Origin of the sequence: Lysinibacillus sphaericus (assembly GCF_005217585.1) — a bacterium.
In the GTDB taxonomy this organism is placed as follows: Bacteria; Bacillota; Bacilli; order Bacillales_A; family Planococcaceae; genus Lysinibacillus; species Lysinibacillus sphaericus.
This window is the reverse complement of record NZ_SZPT01000007.1, coordinates 171,513-190,389: the sequence shown is the minus strand read 5'-3', so window position 1 is coordinate 190,389 and position 18,877 is coordinate 171,513. Positions and strand designations below refer to the sequence as shown.

At 38.2% G+C, this 18,877-nt stretch carries 27 protein-coding genes and 1 pseudogene; 2 read left to right on the top strand and 26 right to left on the bottom strand.

All coding sequences use genetic code 11. The annotated features are described in order from the left end of the window. Positions 1-219: 219 nt before the first annotated feature. Complete coding sequence (locus FC748_RS20175; RefSeq protein WP_108031052.1) at positions 220-876, top strand: hypothetical protein; 657 nt, start codon at positions 220-222, stop codon at positions 874-876. Between the two features lie 45 nt (positions 877-921). Here FC748_RS20175 and FC748_RS20170 read toward each other — a convergent pair whose 3' ends face one another. Then, positions 922-1,596, bottom strand: a complete 675-nt coding sequence (locus FC748_RS20170) for a KinB-signaling pathway activation protein (RefSeq protein ID WP_024364338.1) — start codon at positions 1,594-1,596, stop codon at positions 922-924. Between the two features lie 151 nt (positions 1,597-1,747). Here FC748_RS20170 and gerD point away from each other — a divergent pair, with 151 nt between their 5' ends. Then, a complete protein-coding gene (gene gerD / locus FC748_RS20165) occupies positions 1,748-2,359 on the top strand; it encodes a spore germination lipoprotein GerD (protein WP_108031053.1) in 612 nt (203 codons plus the stop codon). A 51-nt stretch (positions 2,360-2,410) separates the two neighbouring features. Here gerD and FC748_RS20160 read toward each other — a convergent pair whose 3' ends face one another. The 25 genes and pseudogenes from FC748_RS20160 to rplR all read right to left on the bottom strand — a co-directional run bounded on the left by FC748_RS20160 (position 2,411) and on the right by rplR (position 18,876). Continuing rightward, positions 2,411-3,466: an iron-sulfur carrier protein/transcriptional regulator SalA gene (locus FC748_RS20160; RefSeq protein ID WP_024364340.1), complete on the bottom strand. Its 1,056-nt coding sequence runs from the start codon at positions 3,464-3,466 to the stop codon at positions 2,411-2,413. Positions 3,467-3,538: 72 nt separating this feature from the next. Continuing rightward, the gene (locus FC748_RS20155; RefSeq protein WP_024364341.1) at positions 3,539-4,252 is read right to left on the bottom strand and encodes an N-acetylmuramoyl-L-alanine amidase; all 714 of its coding nucleotides are present in this window, start codon (positions 4,250-4,252) and stop codon (positions 3,539-3,541) included. Between the two features lie 176 nt (positions 4,253-4,428). After that, positions 4,429-4,905: a YxiG family protein gene (locus tag FC748_RS20150; RefSeq protein WP_025220830.1), complete on the bottom strand. Its 477-nt coding sequence runs from the start codon at positions 4,903-4,905 to the stop codon at positions 4,429-4,431. Between the two features lie 33 nt (positions 4,906-4,938). Then, positions 4,939-5,385: a YxiG family protein gene (locus FC748_RS20145; protein WP_108031054.1), complete on the bottom strand. Its 447-nt coding sequence runs from the start codon at positions 5,383-5,385 to the stop codon at positions 4,939-4,941. 668 nt (positions 5,386-6,053) lie between these two features. Beyond that, complete coding sequence (locus tag FC748_RS20135; RefSeq protein ID WP_108031056.1) at positions 6,054-6,740, bottom strand: hypothetical protein; 687 nt, start codon at positions 6,738-6,740, stop codon at positions 6,054-6,056. 90 nt (positions 6,741-6,830) lie between these two features. Next, complete coding sequence (locus tag FC748_RS20130) at positions 6,831-7,163, bottom strand: hypothetical protein (protein WP_108031057.1); 333 nt, start codon at positions 7,161-7,163, stop codon at positions 6,831-6,833. Positions 7,164-7,428: 265 nt separating this feature from the next. Beyond that, positions 7,429-7,821: a 30S ribosomal protein S9 gene (rpsI, locus tag FC748_RS20125; RefSeq protein WP_004233744.1), complete on the bottom strand. Its 393-nt coding sequence runs from the start codon at positions 7,819-7,821 to the stop codon at positions 7,429-7,431. Between the two features lie 25 nt (positions 7,822-7,846). Continuing rightward, positions 7,847-8,284, bottom strand: a complete 438-nt coding sequence (gene rplM / locus FC748_RS20120; RefSeq protein ID WP_024364352.1) for a 50S ribosomal protein L13 — start codon at positions 8,282-8,284, stop codon at positions 7,847-7,849. A gap of 268 nt (positions 8,285-8,552) precedes the next feature. Continuing rightward, the gene (truA, locus tag FC748_RS20115) at positions 8,553-9,293 is read right to left on the bottom strand and encodes a tRNA pseudouridine(38-40) synthase TruA (RefSeq protein WP_024364353.1); all 741 of its coding nucleotides are present in this window, start codon (positions 9,291-9,293) and stop codon (positions 8,553-8,555) included. Positions 9,294-9,305: 12 nt separating this feature from the next. Next, a complete protein-coding gene (locus tag FC748_RS20110) occupies positions 9,306-10,103 on the bottom strand; it encodes an energy-coupling factor transporter transmembrane component T family protein (RefSeq protein ID WP_025220836.1) in 798 nt (265 codons plus the stop codon). Continuing rightward, positions 10,100-10,972: an energy-coupling factor ABC transporter ATP-binding protein gene (locus FC748_RS20105; protein ID WP_024364355.1), complete on the bottom strand. Its 873-nt coding sequence runs from the start codon at positions 10,970-10,972 to the stop codon at positions 10,100-10,102. The genes FC748_RS20110 and FC748_RS20105 overlap by 4 nt, the downstream gene beginning before the upstream one ends. Continuing rightward, a complete protein-coding gene (locus tag FC748_RS20100) occupies positions 10,948-11,793 on the bottom strand; it encodes an energy-coupling factor ABC transporter ATP-binding protein (RefSeq protein ID WP_024364356.1) in 846 nt (281 codons plus the stop codon). The genes FC748_RS20105 and FC748_RS20100 overlap by 25 nt, the downstream gene beginning before the upstream one ends. A 398-nt stretch (positions 11,794-12,191) precedes the next feature. Then, positions 12,192-12,572, bottom strand: coding sequence for a 50S ribosomal protein L17 (gene rplQ / locus FC748_RS20095; protein WP_010860588.1), 381 nt, complete (start codon positions 12,570-12,572; stop codon positions 12,192-12,194). A gap of 56 nt (positions 12,573-12,628) precedes the next feature. Further along, on the bottom strand, positions 12,629-13,573 hold the full coding sequence (locus FC748_RS20090) for a DNA-directed RNA polymerase subunit alpha (protein WP_004233733.1): 945 nt from the start codon (positions 13,571-13,573) through the stop codon (positions 12,629-12,631). 139 nt (positions 13,574-13,712) lie between these two features. After that, positions 13,713-14,102, bottom strand: a complete 390-nt coding sequence (rpsK, locus tag FC748_RS20085; protein WP_004233731.1) for a 30S ribosomal protein S11 — start codon at positions 14,100-14,102, stop codon at positions 13,713-13,715. 25 nt (positions 14,103-14,127) lie between these two features. Continuing rightward, positions 14,128-14,493, bottom strand: a complete 366-nt coding sequence (gene rpsM, locus FC748_RS20080) for a 30S ribosomal protein S13 (RefSeq protein WP_024364357.1) — start codon at positions 14,491-14,493, stop codon at positions 14,128-14,130. A 24-nt stretch (positions 14,494-14,517) separates the two neighbouring features. After that, positions 14,518-14,631 carry a 50S ribosomal protein L36 gene (rpmJ, locus tag FC748_RS20075; protein WP_000868344.1) on the bottom strand — a complete coding sequence of 38 codons (114 nt, stop codon included), beginning with the start codon at positions 14,629-14,631 and terminating at the stop codon, positions 14,518-14,520. Between the two features lie 37 nt (positions 14,632-14,668). After that, complete coding sequence (infA, locus tag FC748_RS20070; RefSeq protein WP_004233690.1) at positions 14,669-14,887, bottom strand: translation initiation factor IF-1; 219 nt, start codon at positions 14,885-14,887, stop codon at positions 14,669-14,671. Positions 14,888-14,975: 88 nt separating this feature from the next. Next, positions 14,976-15,053: pseudogene (locus FC748_RS20065) on the bottom strand (type I methionyl aminopeptidase); the annotation flags it as partial. Positions 15,054-15,303: 250 nt separating this feature from the next. Continuing rightward, a complete protein-coding gene (locus FC748_RS20060) occupies positions 15,304-15,957 on the bottom strand; it encodes an adenylate kinase (RefSeq protein ID WP_069514342.1) in 654 nt (217 codons plus the stop codon). 68 nt (positions 15,958-16,025) lie between these two features. Next, complete coding sequence (gene secY / locus FC748_RS20055; RefSeq protein WP_024364359.1) at positions 16,026-17,321, bottom strand: preprotein translocase subunit SecY; 1,296 nt, start codon at positions 17,319-17,321, stop codon at positions 16,026-16,028. Further along, the gene (gene rplO, locus FC748_RS20050; RefSeq protein WP_024364360.1) at positions 17,321-17,761 is read right to left on the bottom strand and encodes a 50S ribosomal protein L15; all 441 of its coding nucleotides are present in this window, start codon (positions 17,759-17,761) and stop codon (positions 17,321-17,323) included. Before rplO ends, secY begins: the two co-directional genes overlap by 1 nt. Positions 17,762-17,795: 34 nt before the next feature. Beyond that, the gene (rpmD, locus tag FC748_RS20045) at positions 17,796-17,978 is read right to left on the bottom strand and encodes a 50S ribosomal protein L30 (RefSeq protein WP_024364361.1); all 183 of its coding nucleotides are present in this window, start codon (positions 17,976-17,978) and stop codon (positions 17,796-17,798) included. A gap of 13 nt (positions 17,979-17,991) precedes the next feature. Next, positions 17,992-18,495 carry a 30S ribosomal protein S5 gene (gene rpsE / locus FC748_RS20040; protein ID WP_024364362.1) on the bottom strand — a complete coding sequence of 168 codons (504 nt, stop codon included), beginning with the start codon at positions 18,493-18,495 and terminating at the stop codon, positions 17,992-17,994. A 21-nt stretch (positions 18,496-18,516) separates the two neighbouring features. Further along, complete coding sequence (gene rplR / locus FC748_RS20035) at positions 18,517-18,876, bottom strand: 50S ribosomal protein L18 (RefSeq protein WP_024364363.1); 360 nt, start codon at positions 18,874-18,876, stop codon at positions 18,517-18,519. Position 18,877: the final 1 nt, after the last annotated feature.

The window sequence follows — 18,877 nt, the reverse complement described above, 5'->3', positions numbered from 1 at the left end:
ATTTTGTTTCGTTCACTAACATAAGATAGCTAATAAAAACTATATTGATTACGTTTTGCTTGTTCAGTTTTCAAGGTTCATTTTGTTTCGTTTGTCGCGTCATCTCTTGGCGACTTATACATAATAACATCGATTAATCATGAAAGTCAACATAAAATCATAAGTTTTTTTAAAGAGGTAATTTTGTCGTTTTAAAAATATAGAAATGGGGTCTTTAATATGATTCGTAAAACGTTGATATCACTGGGTTTAATAGTAATATTATTTGTCTTTATCAAACCGCTAAATTCTACGATGATTTCTGTATTTAATATCGCTAATGCACCAACTGTTGTAACAAAAGGACATTATGGTACTTCTCTTATTGTCGAAATTTCTTTTTCTGATGACGCGTTGTTAGATTGGTTAAAAAACGTAAAAGCACCTTATCCGCTTCTACTTTTAGATGCTGCATGGATTGAACGCTCACCAGAGCATATTAAAGTGATACAAGAGAGGAAACTACCTACAGGATTATTAGGTCCTGAAGATTCAGTAGAAAAACCAATAGATATTGCCTTAATACAAAAGGATGTTGAAACTTATGAAAAATATTTAAAGGCTACACCACTTTGGTTTGCCACAAGAAATCATCAATATTCTCAGGAATTGCAAAAGAGCTTATTTCAAAAACAAGTAAACATTCTGTCGCCATCCCTCATTTGGCAAGGAGAAAAAACGCCTCAATTACAGAAAGGAGATTTCTTATTTACTTCATTGCATCAAGACAGTAATGTTTCTTTTAAAGCATTAAATACTTTATTGCAGCAAAATAAATTTATGTCTATTGAAGAAAATATATTCGGTTACTCAGTTCAATCTAAAAAAACCCCATAAAAAAGTAGCCTCATCTATCTTTGAGGCTACTCAATTTTTTATTCATTATGCATTTTTTGCTTGATTAAGGCGCGCTTTTCGACGCTCTTCTAATTTTCGGCGATCTTCGTCAGATTTTGCATTGTATTTTGGTAATACTAATAATTGATATGCATTTACAGCTAGTAATGGGAATAATAATAAGGCAACATATTCGTTAATATTTTCATCACGTCCCATTAATGCGATTGTCCACTCTAATGTTGTAATAACAATCATAAAAAATAATGCGGACACTAAAACATGTTTTTTTCCAGTCATTTTCACTTTTTGCATGGCTGTTGCTACTGATGCAAAAATTAAAACGATTAAAAGTCCCAAATAGAATACCCAGCTTTGTCCATCTTTAACACCCGGTACAAAACGGAAGAACACAATATCAAAGATGGTAACAGCAATCAATAATAGCTGTACCCAATTCCATAGCGTTAGCGTTCTAAAAATGTTAACACCTACTTGATGCAGTGTTAGATAGGCGAAAAACCCTGCTTGTGCAATAACACTCATTGTAAACCCTAGGAATACCATCCATAAAAGCCCTGCGAAAAATTCACCCCATTGACCATTTGCTACATATGGTTGAAAGAAGCTCCATCGAATAAATAAACTAAAAATTCCGTTGACTACGCCACCAACGAGCATTGCAAAGAAGAAAAACTTTGCCCAATTTCGTATCGTCACAACTCAAAGTCCCCCAATTTCTTCATATATCTGTAATCATTTTAACAATGCATTGTTAAAAAAGCTATTTCTCTTCGCAAGCAATACATAAAGTCATCATAAATGTGAACAATAATTGAAAGAGTCTATCTATAGAAAGGGCTGATGTTACATGCGAAAATTGACTTTATTACTGATTTTAACGCTTTTTCTTGCTGCCTGTTCACAAGATAAAACCTCTACCATGTCTTATGATGAGATAAAAAAAATTATGATTGACTCTCTACAAACAGAGGATGGTAAAAAGGCGTTGCGACAGCTTTTAGAGGAGCCGAGTTTTCGTGAATTATTGATATTAGAACATGACGAAGTAAAAAAGGCGACAGAGGAAACATTGCTTTCAAAAGAAGCAGAGGATTTTTGGAAAAAGACTTTTGAAGATCCAAAATTCAAAGAAACTGTAGCCAAAAGTATGCAAAAGCAACAACAGGATATTATGAAGGAACTCATGAAAGATCCTACTTACCAAAAGGATTTGGAATCATTCTTTGGTCAGCCTGATATGCAAAAGCAAATGGAGACGATTTTAAAATCCTCTACTTTGCGCAAGCAAATGGAGGAAGTCGTAAAGGAAACGATTGAAAGTCCACTAATGCAGGCGAAATGGCTGGAGCTTATCAAAAAAAGTGGTGAGAGTACTTCATCTGAGAGCGGCAACAAAAAAGAGGCTAGCGGTGACGGTGGCGGCAGCTCAGATAAAGAAAAAAAGCAGAGCGGCCAATAACTTCACAAAACAAAAAAGATTTCCTCAGCAATTTGAGGAAATCTTTTTTGTTTATTTATTTAATTTTTGAATGATTTTCGTCGCAATATTGATATACGTTTGTCCTGTTGGATGCTTTTCTGCATATACGGAAGGCGCAAATTCCTCATCCGTCCAATCTGGCTGACCAAGTGGAATTTGTCCAAGTAGCTCTGTGCGTAGCTCTTCTGTTAATTTTGCACCGCCACCTTGACCAAATACAAATTCACGTTCCCCTGATTTCGACTCAAACCATGCCATATTTTCAATAACACCTAGAATTTCATGGTCAGTTTGTAGAGCCATTGCCCCTGCACGAGCGGCAACAAATGCTGCTGTTGGGTGAGGCGTAGTTACAACAATTTCTTTTGAAGAAGGTAACATTTGATGAATGTCTAAAGCTACATCACCTGTTCCTGGTGGTAAGTCTAATAGAAGATAGTCCAGCTCGCCCCATTCTACATCGCGGAAGAATTGATCTAATACTTTCCCTAGCATTGGTCCACGCCAAACGATTGGTGCATTATTTTCAACGAAGAATCCCATTGAGATCACTTTTACACCAAAACGGTCAACTGGGAAAATACGATTGTCTACTACCTTTGGCATATCTGTAACACCCATCATGTCAGGTACACTGAATCCATAAATATCAGCATCAATTAAACCTACTTTTTTTCCTAGACGGGCTAGCGCTACCGCTAAGTTAACAGATACTGTAGATTTCCCTACGCCACCTTTCCCGGAAGCAATTGAAATCACTTGTACTGTACTTAGTGGTGATAAAATATCTTGCGCTTCAGCTTCTGTTGCTGTGCCACGGAAACTTTGTAATTTTTCTGCTGATAATTCTTCAAAGCGAATACCAACCGTGTTAGCTCCCGCTTCTTTTAATACATCTACAATCTTCATTTGAAGTTGCATTTGCTCCGGTGTATTTGTTTTAGCAATCGCAATTTTTACACTGACATGGTTTTTTTCTTCTTTAATTGCCACATTTGTAATACCGTCAGTTTCTGCTAATGATTTATGTAAAAATGGATCTTGTAGTTGTCCCAGTATTTCTCGCACTTGTTGTTCTGTTATCACGACGAACACTCCCCTTATTTTCTGTCAATGTTAGTATATCATAATGCTTTGATTTACATAGTAGCTGTTGCTCTATTCAATTTTCCCAAGTAAGTAGTCTTCAATACCTTCAACGATAGCATCCGCCATTTTTTCTTGATATTTTTTATCGACTAATAGCGCACGTTCCTCATCATTACTGATAAATCCAGTCTCGACTAATGCGGCAGGTACTTCCGCTTTTTTCAGCAAGTAGATTTGTTTAATTGCTAACGCTTCCCGATCGGTATTTTGTAATTTCGTACGAATCGATTGCTGAATGCTATTGGCTAGCAATTCCCCATCAGCATGTCCGTCTTTATGATAAAACACCTGTGCTCCACGCCATTTTGTCTCTGGAATTGCATTGGCATGAATCGTAATAAAAATATTCGGCTGTTCTTTTGCAACAATATCCTTCCTTAAAAAGATATCTTGCTTTTTGCGTTCCCTTAGTGTGCCAAATTTTTCTGATGGCGCGTGTTCATCAATAACATCTCCATCCTGTGTACGCGTCATCACGACTGTTGCGCCCTTCTTCTTTAATTGCTTCTCCACGTGCTGAGCAATTGCAAGTGTAATGTCCTTTTCAATTACTTCGCCCTTTGAAGCACCTCCATCCTGACCACCATGTCCCGCATCAATGACAATTTTCGTGCCACCAAGTGGGTCAGGTAAGAAGAAGTTGCGGTCCGAAGCATTCGTTTCATATGCCACGACCACTATACTCATTAGCATAATTACTCCTAGTGCAAGCCAGCGCTTCACCCATATCCACCACCCTTTAGTTATAGTGTACGAAGTTCGTGTTGGAACTATGCTAGAAAGTAAACAAAAAACTCCCAAACAATTGGCTTGAGAGTTTGAAAATTTTTATTTAATTAATGAAGGCCTCTAATGTACTTCTTGCATTACAGCGTACAATCGCATCTTCCTATAGACAATTAACTTTCATCTTCCCATTTCAGCTTATTTTCTGGAGCAATTAAATCTTTAAAAACCTTGCCCTCAAAAACTAAACGATTCGCTTCTATAAAGAAATAATCTTTATTGTTGATGTGGAAGCTAAAATTTGTAGTAGATGAAATTTCTTCAATGCCTTTTAATTCAGAATCTAAACTTTCGATTGTAATTTTGTCAAAGCCATCTGGATGATAACTGATTCCTGTTAGCAATAACTCATCTCCATAATCGTAGTCATTTAAACGGAATCCCTCTATATCTTCAAGCTGACACATGTATAGGGAAAGTACTTGTTCAAAGAAAACAACCTTTTTCAACACTTCTTGTTTGTATTTTTTAGCGACAACTAATTTAACGGTTTCTCCAAAATAACCGATATCGACATTCGTCACCACACCGAACGCTGTTTCTTCCGATAGTAGTGTTTGAATTTCCTCCATTATTTTTTCATGTTCCATAATATCTCCTTCATTTAAAAGAATTCACGTTTTTTAAGGAACTAACAAATTATTAAACACTTTATTATTGATGACTAAACGATTCGCTTCCAAAAAGAAATAATCTTTATTGTTTACTTGAAAATATAAATTAGTATTTGAAGTAATTTCTTTGTTACCTTTAAATTTTGCACTTATGGTCTCCGCTTTAATTTTACCGAAGCCATAGGGGTGGTAGCTGATTTCTGATAATAATGCATCGGCTGTATCATTTAGCTCGTTTAAACGAAAGTCTTCTGCATCCTCAGACTTACACACGTACAAAGAAAGTACTTGCTCAAATAATAGTATTGTCTTTTTAATACGTTTTCTGCTTGTACTAAGCACATCTAATCTGACAGTTTCCTTTAAATAATCGATTTGAATATCAAAAAGTGCTCCAAACTCTGATTCTGTAAATAAAAGTGACTCTATTTCTTCAATTATTTTTTCACTGGCCATAGTTTCTCCCTACTTTTTAAATTTTTTTATCAAATTGATAATTGTAGCAGGTTCTTAAGTCGACGCTCATATTTTGGGAAATTCTAAAATTTTTAGGTCTGGGGGTATTAAGTAAATCATAAACACTGAAGGGCACGACACGTAGACTTTAATACTTAAGAGTTATTCCGATTTTTCACAATCAATTTATAACGTAAAAATGCTGCGATGAGGACTCCAATGATGGGTACGGAATAATTAACCAGCCTTGAAAAAGTAAATATTTCTTTTAAGATAATGAAAACGATAAAGTAGGCGAGAATAAACTTAAAAGCAAGGTCTTGCTTTTTTTCCATATTCATAGAATGTTTCCACATCCTTTGCCAATTTGGTTATTAAAATGTAAGTGCAACATAAAAGTATCCTAAAACAGAGGGTCAACGCGCAGATTTAAATGATGTGTTCTAATTTCAAGTTATTCCGATTTTTTATCTTTAAATTTATTACGTAAAAATAAAGCAATGAGGAAAAAAAATGAAGTAGCCTGTATATCTAAACTGTTTTAGATGTAGCAAAAATTTCAGTAGTTAAGAAATTAAAAATAACAAAGCATACTAGTAAACACTTTGCAGCAATGTCTCGTTTCTTTTCCATCACCCTTTGTAAATTAGATAAATAAATATAGATTTTTATATTTCTAAATCGTAAATATTATAGTTACCAGTAAATCCGTTCTCTTTTCTATAATTGCTTTTATACATTTTGTACAGTACTTCTTTAGAATCCAATAGTTTATCTTTAAATATTAATTGGAATGTCCATATTCCCTCCACTAATAGCGGCGTGATTTTTAATCCTGCATAATAAATTCTTTTACCATTATCTTCATTTTTCTTTAAGCATTCAAAATCCAAAAAATATAATTCTCCTTTTGGGTTAATAATTTGGAAAAGTATCAGTGAGTCCTCTAGTATATTTTTCAAATTAGCCTTATAACAAATTGCTATATCTAAATTTGAAAATACATTAGTTTTACCAATAATATTAAAAGTAGACTGCTGAAAATCCTTTCCAGTTACCGAATATTCAAGTACTATATCCTTTACTTGTTTAACTGTATTAGCTACTTTTGAAAAATACATATTATTCACTTCATAAACACTGTGACAATTTGGGTCGCAAACACAAAATTTTTCATTTACGATAAAAGCATAGTAATATATGTTGTTTGCAATTCGCTTTTGCTCTCCTATAGGGACTTCCCACTGCAAGCCATTTTTACTAATAAGGTTCAATTTATTTTTTTGCATTTTTTTATCTAAATATACTAATAAAACGGATTCTAATTTAATTTGACTATTATATTTAATCTCCATTAAACCAGTCCTCTTTAACTATAATATAGTTTAGTTCTCTAACTAGAAAAGTAACAAGTTGAAAAAATCTCAACTTGTTACTTTTTATTATTATTTAGAACCACGAATTACATCATGATAAATATTGTGAACGGACCTAACACCAAATTCTAAAAGCATGGCAGTACCCACACCTTTGGCGGCGCCTTTTAAACCACCCTTAAAAAGCCCAGCCCCAAAACCACCTACGATTGATGCTGGTTGATCCATATTTCCATAAACCGTTTGTTGAGCCGCCTTATTAATTGCTTTCCCATAATCTACAAATACTTGTCCAACTTTTTTGGCGGTACTATTAAATGCTTGCCCTACCTTTGTATTATTTAAAGCTTCACCCATGCTTTTACCAACATTATATGCGTCTGTACGAACTTGAGTTGCCATGAATCATCACTCTCCATTTTTAAAATTTAATATTCAAATTTCCATAGACAAATGACCTTTAATCTACATAAACTCTCACATTAATTTCTATATATAGAGACTGTATTACCTTAAGGTATTTTTATATTATCATCCTAAATATTTTTTTGTAAATATTTTTTGAATATTTTTTATATTACGCGGAGGTAAAACTATAATTTAAAACACAAAAAACCCTCTCCCACAAAAGTGGGAAAGGGTTTTGAAAACGTATAGAATCGGTTGATTAACGTTTTGAGAACTGAGGTGCACGACGAGCGCCGCGTAGACCTGGTTTTTTACGTTCTTTCATGCGTGAATCACGAGTAAGTAATCCAGCTGATTTAAGTGCAGCACGGAAATCTGGGTCTACTTGAAGTAGAGCACGAGCGATACCATGACGTACAGCTCCAGCTTGACCAGTGTATCCACCACCGTTAACGTTTACGTGGATATCATAGCTTCCTGTAGTTTCAGTAGCTACTAATGGTTGTTTAATTACTTCACGTAATGCAGCGAATGGTACGTATTCTTCGATTTCACGTTTGTTGATAACAATTTTACCTGTACCTGGTACTAAACGTACGCGAGCTACAGAGCTTTTACGGCGACCAGTGCCGATGTATTGAACTTGTGCCAAAGTAATATCCTCCTCTTAATTTATATTATCCGCGAAGCTCATATGCTTCTGGTTTTTGTGCAGCATGTGGGTGCTCTGTTCCAGTGTAAACGTTAAGTTTACCGAACATTTTACGACCTAAAGAGTTTTTAGGAAGCATCCCTTTTACAGCTAATTCGATCATACGTGTTGGGTACTTTTCTAACATTTCGCCAGCAGTACGAGTTTTTAAACCACCCGCAAATTGAGTGTGGTGACGGTAAAGTTTACCCTCTAATTTGTTACCAGTTAAATGGATTTTGTCAGCGTTGATGATGATTACGTGATCACCTGTGTCAACGTTTGGTGTGAATGTTGGTTTATGTTTACCACGTAAGATTGCAGCTACTTCAGAAGCTAAACGTCCAAGAGTTTGGCCTTCTGCATCAACTACTAACCATTTACGGTCTACTTCGTGACCTTTAGCCATGAATGTTGTACGCATGTATATATCCTCCTAATCGATTCGATTACCGTTATTTTTCATTAGTCTACACTATAAGTTTCGGGGCTTATTTGTGGTGGTAATGAAAATACCATCTGTTATCATATAATGAATGACTTTTAAAGTCAAGTAATTTCATTAAACACCTGGTGAAGTTGTACAGGGTAACGTTTGGCATTTACATTGTCCCTTTCCACCTAATATTTTTTCTCTTTAAAGCGAATTGCCGCTTCTCTAAAACATACCGTATTCTATTAAACAATCGACCTTAATAAAACACTTTTTCAAGGTATAAGCCTTGTGGTGGCGCCGTTTTGCCAGCCTTATCGCGATTCATTGAAGCAACGACTAGCTCGACATTTTGCACTTCTCGACGTCCTATGCCCACTTCCCATAAAGTTCCGGCAATTATGCGTACCATATTGTATAAGAAGCCACTACCTTCAATGACCATATGTAGCTCTTCACCATGCCATTCAAAATCGAGCTTATGAACAGTTCGCACTTTATCTTGGACACTTGTATTCGCTGCACAGAAGCATGAGAAATCATGTGTCCCGATAATCGCCTTAGCCGCCTCCTGCATCGCTGTAACGTCTGGTTTAACCCCATTGGTCTCTACTGTGTAATATCGACGAAACGGGCTTTGTACAGGCTCACACGACCATATATAGCGATAGCGTTTTCCTGTTACACTATAACGCGCATGAAAGTCAGCTGCCACTTCCTCAATGGATAAGACACGAATATCTCTAGGAAGCTGTACATTCAATGCTTTCATGTATTTTTCTACCGGTATTGTAAGCGGCGTATCAAAATGCAGTGTTTGTCCAGTTGCATGTACTCTTGCATCCGTGCGGCCACTTGCCGTTACTTTGACCTTGTTACCTTTATGCATAACGGCAAGTACACGCTCTACTTCAGCTTGTACTGTACGCTCTCCTGGTTGCACTTGATATCCAGAAAATTGCGTTCCATCATAACTAATAATTGCTTTTAATCGTCGCATCAAGCTACTCCTTTAACTTCTATAGAAAAATAATAAAACCGCCATTGCTGCGAGTAAGGCAAGCGCAAATGTATCGCCCATATCCCACTTGAGTTGACGATAACGCGTACGGCCCTCGCCACCTCGATATCCTCGTACCTCCATCGCGGTTGCTAAGTCCTCTGCACGTTTAAAGGCACTTACAAAGAGCGGTACTAACAATGGAACAACGGCTTTAATACGGTCTTTTATTGGGCCGGAAGATAAATCCGAACCACGCGCCATTTGCGCCTTCATAATTTTATCTGTCTCATCCATCAACGTTGGAATAAAGCGCAGTGAAATGGACATCATTAATGCTAGCTCGTGGACAGGAACCTTGATTTTTTTCAATGGATTGAGCAATACTTCAATCCCATCTGTAATGGAAATTGGTGATGTTGTCAGCGTTAAAATGGATGTCATAAACACTAGTACAAGGAAACGTGTGGAAATATAAATCCCTTGGCGAACACCGCCCTCATAGATGGAGATAAACTTCCAATGAAATAGTAGGTCGCCTTCCTTGGTCATAAAAATATGCAGTAAAAATGTAAACGCCATTAAAAACAGCACCGGCTTTAGTCCATTTATTAAAAAATACAAGCGTATACGCGATACTAAAACAATGAATAACGTAAAAGCTAAGAGCATTGCATATGTTATCGTATTATTCGCTAAAAATACGATAATGATAAATGCAAATACGAAAACGAGTTTCGAACGTGGGTCAAGCTTATGAACAGGAGAATCTCCTGGCAGGAAGCGCCCGAATATCATTTTCTCCATCATGACTCTGCACGCTCCTCTCTCAATAATCGAGCCATTTCAATCGCTAGCTCCTCTTCAGTTAAACAGACCTTTGCCAAAGATGTATTAATCATCTTTTCAACTTTTTGTTGAAAGCGCACAATCCGAGGCGGCTCTAAACGAAATTGTTTCAATGTCTCAATATCCTTAAAAATCTCTCGCGGTGTTCCACTCAATACATTTTTGCCCTCATGCATAATGATAAGATTATCCGCATAACGAGCTGCATCTTCCATACTGTGTGTCACAAGAATTGTCGTTAAATTACGCTCTTGATGTAATGTATAAAACATATCCATAATTTCCTTTTGACCACGGGGGTCTAGCCCAGCTGTTGGTTCATCTAAAACAATAACTTCTGGCTCCATTGCTAAAACACCCGCTATGGCCACACGTCGCATTTGTCCGCCAGATAAATCAAATGGTGACTTTTCCAGCACATTTTCAGGTAAGCCAACTAGACGGACAAGTTCTCTAGCACGCGCCTCAGCCTCTGTTGCAGATACACCAAAGTTCATTGGCCCGAACATAATATCCTTTAATACCGTTTCTTCAAACAACTGATGCTCTGGAAATTGAAATACAATACCCACACGTTGGCGAACTGCTTTTAAATCCTTAGCTTTTTTACCTGCCTCCACTGTGCGATCGCCTAATTGCACAATGCCCGTTGTTGGCTTTAACAGTGCATTAAAATGTTGAAGAATGGTCGATTTACCGGAACCCGTATGTCCAATAATTGCTTGGTACGTATGGGATGGAATTTCAAAATTGACATCGAATAATGCCCGTTTTTCAAAAGGTGTGCCTTGAGAATAGGCATAGCTTACTTGTTGAAGTTTGATGTCCATAAATCATTCACCAACTCTTCTTCTGTCATATGTTGTCCCATTAACGGAACACCTTCCTTTTGCAATAGCTTTGATAACTTCATGGCAAATGGTAAATCAAGCCCTAGCTCCGTTAACTTGTCCCCCAGTGAAAAAATTTCAGCAGGTGATCCTTCCGCAAACTTTTTACCATCGTTCATAAATAGTATACGATCAGCCAACATGGCCTCTTCTAAATCATGGGTAATCGATATCACCGTTAGCCCTGTTTCTGCACGTAATGTTTGGACAGTTTGTAATACTTCAACACGGCCTTGTGGGTCTAACATAGATGTGGCTTCATCTAAAATAAGCAACTTTGGCTTCAGTGCTAATGCCCCTGCAATCGCAACACGTTGCTTCTGTCCACCCGATAAATGATGTGGCTCATGATCCACAAAGTTACTCATCTTCACTTGTTCCAACGCGGAATGTACACGTTTTACCATTTCTTCAAACGGTATGCCGTTATTTTCAAGCGCAAAGGCAACATCATCTTGTACGGTTGCCCCTACAAATTGATTGTCTGGATTTTGAAACACCATGCCCATCTGAGAGCGACATGCCCATAGGTTGTCTTCATTTAATACTTCACGTAATATACGAACGTCTCCTTGTTGCGGGAATAATAAACCATTCATTAATTTGGCGATTGTCGATTTCCCAGAACCATTATGGCCAACGATGGCAATCCACTCACCTTCTTGGACGGCAAAGCTTACATTTTCAACAGCATTTCGCAGCTCTTGATTTTCAGGTGTATATGAAAATGTCACATTATTTAACGATAAAATTTCGGGCATTTCTAGCACTCCTCTCTACATGCTCAGCTATACTAACTAACTTACACTTTTTTATGTATGAATTCTACTACAATCAATATGTCGGTATAAGAAAAATGCCTACGCGCTTTTTCTTTTATATTAAAAAAAGCACCATCAATTGGCGCTGTTTCGTTGTTCATTAAAATAATAAAAAAGCGCGCACCTCATTCGATAGAAATGCGCTAGTCGTTACATTTACAAGAAACACGGGTGCTCAAGCCCTTGCCTCTTTTGAATGAGGTGCGGAGAGCTAAACGAGACGCCACACAACAGTGTCCGCTCATCATAACGCTCAGCTTAATTATTTGTCGTATAAATCGTTTATAAAGAAAGAGGGTGGTGGTTCCACCCTCTTCACCACTTGTTTTCTCTTATGATTAAACTAATTCAATCACAACAACAGGTGCACCGTCACCACGACGAGGACCTACTTTAAGAATACGAGTGTAACCACCTTGACGTTCTGCGTAACGTGGTGCAACATCATCAAATAGCTTTTGTAGCGCAAATGAAGTTGTTTCGTTACCTTCTTCGTCAGTAGTTGTTACTAGTTCACGACGGATGAATGCAGCAGCTTGACGGCGTGCGTGTAAATCTCCGCGTTTACCTAAAGTAATCATTTTTTCAACAGCTTTACGTACTTCTTTAGCGCGAGCCTCAGTAGTTTCGATACGCTCGTTGATGATTAAATCAGTAGCTAAGTCACGTAACATCGCTTTACGTTGAGAACTTGTACGACCAAGTTTTCTGTAACCCATGGATGTTTCCCTCCTTTATAAAAAATATCTGATCTTATAAGTTTTGTTTAAATCGCTTAGTCTTCTTTGCGTAACCCTAAACCAAGCTCTTCTAACTTCGCTTTTACCTCTTCTAATGACTTACGTCCAAGGTTACGAACTTTCATCATATCGTCTTCTGACTTATTCGCAAGTTCTAGTACTGTATTAATACCAGCGCGTTTTAAGCAGTTGTAAGAACGAACAGAAAGATCAAGTTCTTCGATAGTCATCTCTAAAACTTTTTCTTTTTGATCTTCTTCTTTTTCGACCATGATTTCAGCAGTTTGAGCCTCATCTGTCATGCCAACGAAGATGTTTAGATGCTCGGTTAAAATTTTTGCTCCGAGCGAAATCGCCTCTTTCGGACCGATGCTACCATCTGTCCACACATCAAGAGAAAGTTTGTCGTAGTCAGAAGACTGACCTACACGAGTATTTTCCACTTGGAAATTGACGCGTGATACTGGAGTGTAAATAGAGTCGATCGGGATCACGCCGATAGGAAGATCCTCACGTTTGTTTTGATCAGCAGGAGTGTAACCACGGCCGCGTTGAGCGTACATACGCATACGTAAATGACCGTTTTTAGCGATTGTTGCAATATATAGATCTGGGTTTAAAATTTCTACGTCACTGTCATGTGTAATGTCAGCAGCCGTAACTGTTCCATCGCCCTTTACATCAATCTCAATAACTTTTTCTTCGTCAGAGTAGATTTTAAGAGCAAGCTTTTTCACGTTCAAAATAATTGAAGCTACATCTTCCACAACGCCTTCTACAGTTGAGAATTCGTGAAGAACGCCATCAATTTGGATTGAAGTGACAGCAGCTCCTGGTAATGAAGACAGAAGGATACGACGTAAAGAATTACCCAAAGTGTTTCCATATCCGCGTTCAAGCGGTTCTACAACAAACTTTCCATATTTGGAATCTTCGCTGATCTCCACCGTTTCAATCTTTGGTTTTTCAATTTCGATCATTTCATTTACCCTCCTTCAAAACATCGAATGTATAGGTTCTTTCCATCATAGATTCGATCGTCATTGACGTATCGTTTATTATCTGCACAAGACAGTCTGTACAAAAAATGATGTTCTCATACACTATGAGAAGCACCCATTACACGCGACGACGTTTTGGCGGACGGCAACCATTGTGAGGAACTGGAGTAACGTCTTTAATAGCAGTTACTTCTAAACCAGCAGCTTGAAGTGCACGAATTGCAGCTTCACGACCAGCACCAGGACCTTTAACAGTTACTTCCAACGTTTTCAGACCATGTTCAAGGGATGTTTTAGCAGCAGTTTCTGCAGCCATTTGAGCAGCGAATGGTGTAGATTTACGTGAACCACGGAAACCAAGAGCACCAGCACTTGACCAAGATACAGCGTTACCTTGCATATCTGTAATCGTTACAATTGTATTGTTAAATGTAGAACGAATGTGTGCAATACCAGATTCGATATTCTTTTTCACACGACGTTTACGAGTTTGTTGTTTACGAGCCATGTTAAGAAGGAACCTCCTTTACGTATTATTTTTTCTTGTTCGCAACTGTTTTACGAGGACCTTTACGCGTACGCGCATTGTTCTTCGTATTTTGACCACGAACAGGTAAACCACGACGGTGACGGATACCACGGAATGAACCGATTTCCATCAGACGTTTAATGTTTAATGAAGTTTCGCGACGTAAGTCACCTTCAAGTTTGTAAGAATCTAATTGTTCACGGATTAGGTTTAACTGATCTTCAGTTAAGTCGCGTACGCGTGTATCTTCTGAAATACCTGCGCCAGCTAATACTTTCTGAGCTGTAGTTTTACCAATACCGTAAATGTAAGTTAATGAAATTACCACGCGTTTGTCGCGAGGAATGTCAACACCAGCAATACGTGCCATGTACGTTGTGCACCTCCTTTAGAATCAACCTTGTTTTTGTTTGTGTTTAGGATTTTCACAGATTACCATTACTTTACCGCGTCGGCGAATTACTTTACATTTTTCGCAGATCGGTTTCACAGATGGTCTCACTTTCATCTAACCTAACCTCCTTAATAGTCCGGAGCGCAAAAGATTATTTAAAACGGTATGTGATACGACCGCGAGTTAAATCATAAGGAGATAACTCGATAGTAACCTTATCTCCAGGTAGAATACGGATAAAGTGCATACGAATCTTACCAGAAACGTGTGCTAAAATCACATGTCCATTTTCTAATTCTACCTTAAACATCGCGTTTGGCAAAGTCTCAACAACTGTCCCTTCGACTTCAATTACATCATCTTTCGCCATCTACTCTGTCTCTCCTCTCTATATGCAAATTAAAGTTCTCATCGTTACATCAAACGGATATCTGCTGCAACTATAGAAGCAACCTCGTTTCAACATATGTTTGGATTGTATGAGAGATGTTTGAAAGACGCTCGTCTGGTTTCGCTTCACACAATCCACGGAATATACAGGACCAGTATGGGCACTGAATCTCCCATGTTTACACGAATACCGGAAATGTCTTTGATGAGATATTCATACCCGTTACACAGATGCTTCCACGAAACCCATTATACTCTCTCAAAAGTCATGTTGCACTTTTTAAAAGAAATATATACCGGGCACAATATGCTTTTGCAACTCTCAAAAAAATTATGTTTCGGTGTTGCTCCCGCATGCCTCCCGCGGAAGCAGTATTCTGCGCCCGGAGCCGGGTATCAGCTGCGGCTGCCCTGTAAAAGAGCATCAAGATCAGCAAACACTTTATTAATATCTTGCTGTCCATCAATATTTGTTAACACACCTTTTGCTTCATAGAAGTCCAATAAAGGTTGTGCTTGATTCATATTTACTTCAAGACGGTTTGCAACCGTTTCAGGATTATCATCCGCACGTGTGTATAATTCGCCGCCATCTTTATCACATTTACCTTCCACAGCTGGTGGATTGAAAATTAAATGATATGATGTACCGCAAGTTTTACAAATACGACGACCTGATAAACGAGCAATTAGCTCATCTTTTTCAACTTGAATGTTTAACGTATGTTCAATAGCTTTACCAAGATCAGCTAAAATGCTGTCTAACGCTTCCGCTTGAGGAACTGTACGTGGGAATCCGTCTAATAGGAAACCCTTATCACAATCAGCTTTAGCAAGTCGCTCACGAACAATACCAATCGTTACTTCATCAGGTACTAGAGCACCTTGATCCATAAACGATTTAGCCTGTAAGCCTAGCTCTGTACCGTCTTTAATAGCGGCACGGAACATATCTCCTGTAGAAATATGAGGAATTGCGTACTTCTCTACAATTTTATCTGCCTGTGTACCTTTACCAGCACCTGGCAGACCCATTAAAACGATATTCATCGGAAATAGTCCTCCCACAAAAGGTTTGCTGATTTCAGGAAACGAAGAACGTTCCCTAAAAATCAACATTATTTCATAAAGCCTTTGTAGTGACGTTTAACAAGTTGTGATTCTAGCTGTTTCATCGTTTCTAGCGCTACGCCGACTACGATAATAATACTAGTACCACCGATTTGCACTGAGGCAGGTAGATTCATAAGGTTGATGAATATAATCGGCATTACAGCAATTACAGTTAAGAATATCGCACCAACAAATGTTAGTCGATATAACACGCTTGTTAAATACGTTTGAGTGTTTTCACCCGGGCGAATACCTGGAATGTAAGCACCTTGTTTTTTCAAGTTGTCTGCCACATTTTCTGGATTCACTTGTACGAATGCATAGAAATATGTGAATGCGACGATCAATGCAACATAAATCAACATTCCAACAGGTTTCTGATAATCGAACGTGTTTTCAATGAATGCTGTGATATCGTTTTGACCAAAGAACGCTGCTAACGTACGAGGTGTGACAAGGAACGCTACTGAGAAGATTACCGGAATAACCCCTGCAGCATTTACTTTTAACGGTAAGTGCGTTTGCTGACCACCTGTTTGTTGGTTGCGTCCAGTAACTCGTTTTGCATATTGAATTGGAATTTTACGAAGTGCTTGTTGCACGTAAATAACCCCAACGACAATTGCAAGTAAAATCAAAGCAAGTAATGCAAGGATGATAATGTTGATAAACAGTTTATCGCCTGCACCCTCAATTTGTTGTGCATAGATTTGGTTTATTCCTGTAGGTAATGCTGCCACGATACCAGCAAAGATTACAACAGAAATACCATTACCAACACCATGTGAGGTAATTTGTTCAGCAAGCCATACAAGGAATGCTGTACCTGCTGTCAATACAATTGAAATTGTAATATAAGTTAGAATTCCCTCTTCTTTAATCAAAGATCCACCGTACATTTTGTTGAAGCCAAATGACATGGCGAATGATTGGATAAAAGCAAGAATAATTGTAAAGTAGCGAGTAAATTGTGCAAGTTTACGTCTTCCGACTTCACCTTGCTTTGCCCATTCAGCAAACTTCGGTACTACGTCCATTTGCAATAACTGAACAATGATTGAGGCTGTGATGTATGGCATAATTCCCATCGCGAAGATAGAGAAGTTTTGCAACGCACCACCGCCAAAAGTATTGAGGAAACCAACGAGGTTAAACTCATCAGTTGCCTTTAATACAGTTGCGTCAACATTCGGTACTGGTATGAATGTACCAATACGGAAAATAATTAACATTAAAAGAGTGAAGATGATTTTATTTCTTATATCTCGAACACGCATAAAGTTAGAGATTGTCTGAAACATTAAATCACCTCAGTAGTTCCGCCGGCATTCTCGATTGCTTCTTTTGCTGAAGCTGAGAATTTATGAGCTTTTACTGTAAGCTTTTTGTTAAGTGTTCCATTGCCTAGAACTTTAATTCCAGCTTTTTCATTGCTCACAAGACCAGTTTCAAGTAATAATGCAGTTGTTACTTCTGCACCGTCTTCGAAACGGTTTAATGTGTCAAGGTTAACGATAGCGTATTCTTTACGGTTAATGTTCGTAAATCCACGTTTAGGTAAACGACGGAATAACGGGTTTTGACCGCCCTCAAAGCCTGGGCGTACACCGCCACCAGAACGAGCGTTTTGACCTTTATGACCTTTACCTGATGTTTTACCGTTACCAGAACCGATACCACGACCAACGCGATTGCGTTGCTTACGAGATCCTTCTGCTGGTTTTAACTCATGCAGTTTCATAGTGGGTGGCACCTCCTTGTTCATTAATTAAAAATTAATTTTCTTTTACAGTAACTAAGTGAGCTACTTTATCAAGCATACCGCGAGTAGCAGCGTTATCAGCTTTCTCAACAGTTTGATTTAATTTACGTAATCCTAGAGCTTCAATAGTTTTACGTTGTGCCGGTTTAGAACCGATCACAGATTTTGTAAGGGTGATTTCTAATTTGTTAGCCATTATTATTCCCCCCTTATCCTAATATTTCTTCCACTGATTTGCCACGTAATTTTGCAACGTCCTCTACGCGTTTTAATTCAGTTAAACCTTGAACAGTAGCACGCACCATATTGATTGGTGTGTTAGATCCAAGTGATTTTGAAAGAATATCAGTAATACCAGCAAGTTCTAGTACGGCACGTACTGGACCACCAGCGATAACCCCTGTACCAGGAGCAGCAGGTTTGATTAGGATTTCTCCTGCACCGAAGCGACCAAGCACTAAGTGTGGAGTTGTTCCACCTACACGTGGCACTTCGATTAAGTTTTTCTTCGCATCTTCAACAGCTTTACGGATAGCATCTGGCACCTCTTGAGCTTTACCAGTACCGAAACCAACATGTCCGTTTCTATCGCCAACTACAACTAATGCTGTGAAGCGGAAGCGACGTCCACCTTTAACAACTTTAGCAACACGGTTAATAGTAACTACGCGTTCTTCAAGTTCTCCAAGTTTGTTTGCGTCAATTCGACTCATGAAATGTGTCCCTCCTTCTTATTAAAATTCTAAACCGTTCTCACGTGCAGCTTCAGCTAAAGCTTTTACACGTCCATGATATAAGTAACCACCACGGTCAAATACAATTGCAGTAATGTTTTTTTCCGCAGCGCGTTTCGCGATTGTTTCACCGATTTTTGATGCAGCTTCTACGTTGTTACCAGCACCTTCAAAACCATTTTCTTGAGAAGATGCGCTAACAAGTGTTACGCCTGCTACGTCATCGATAAGTTGAGCGTAGATGTTCTTGTTAGAACGGAATACGTTTAAGCGTGGACGCTCAGCAGTACCCGAAATTTTAGAACGAACTCGCGCATGACGTTTTTTACGAACTTGATTTTTATCCTGTTTCGTAATCACA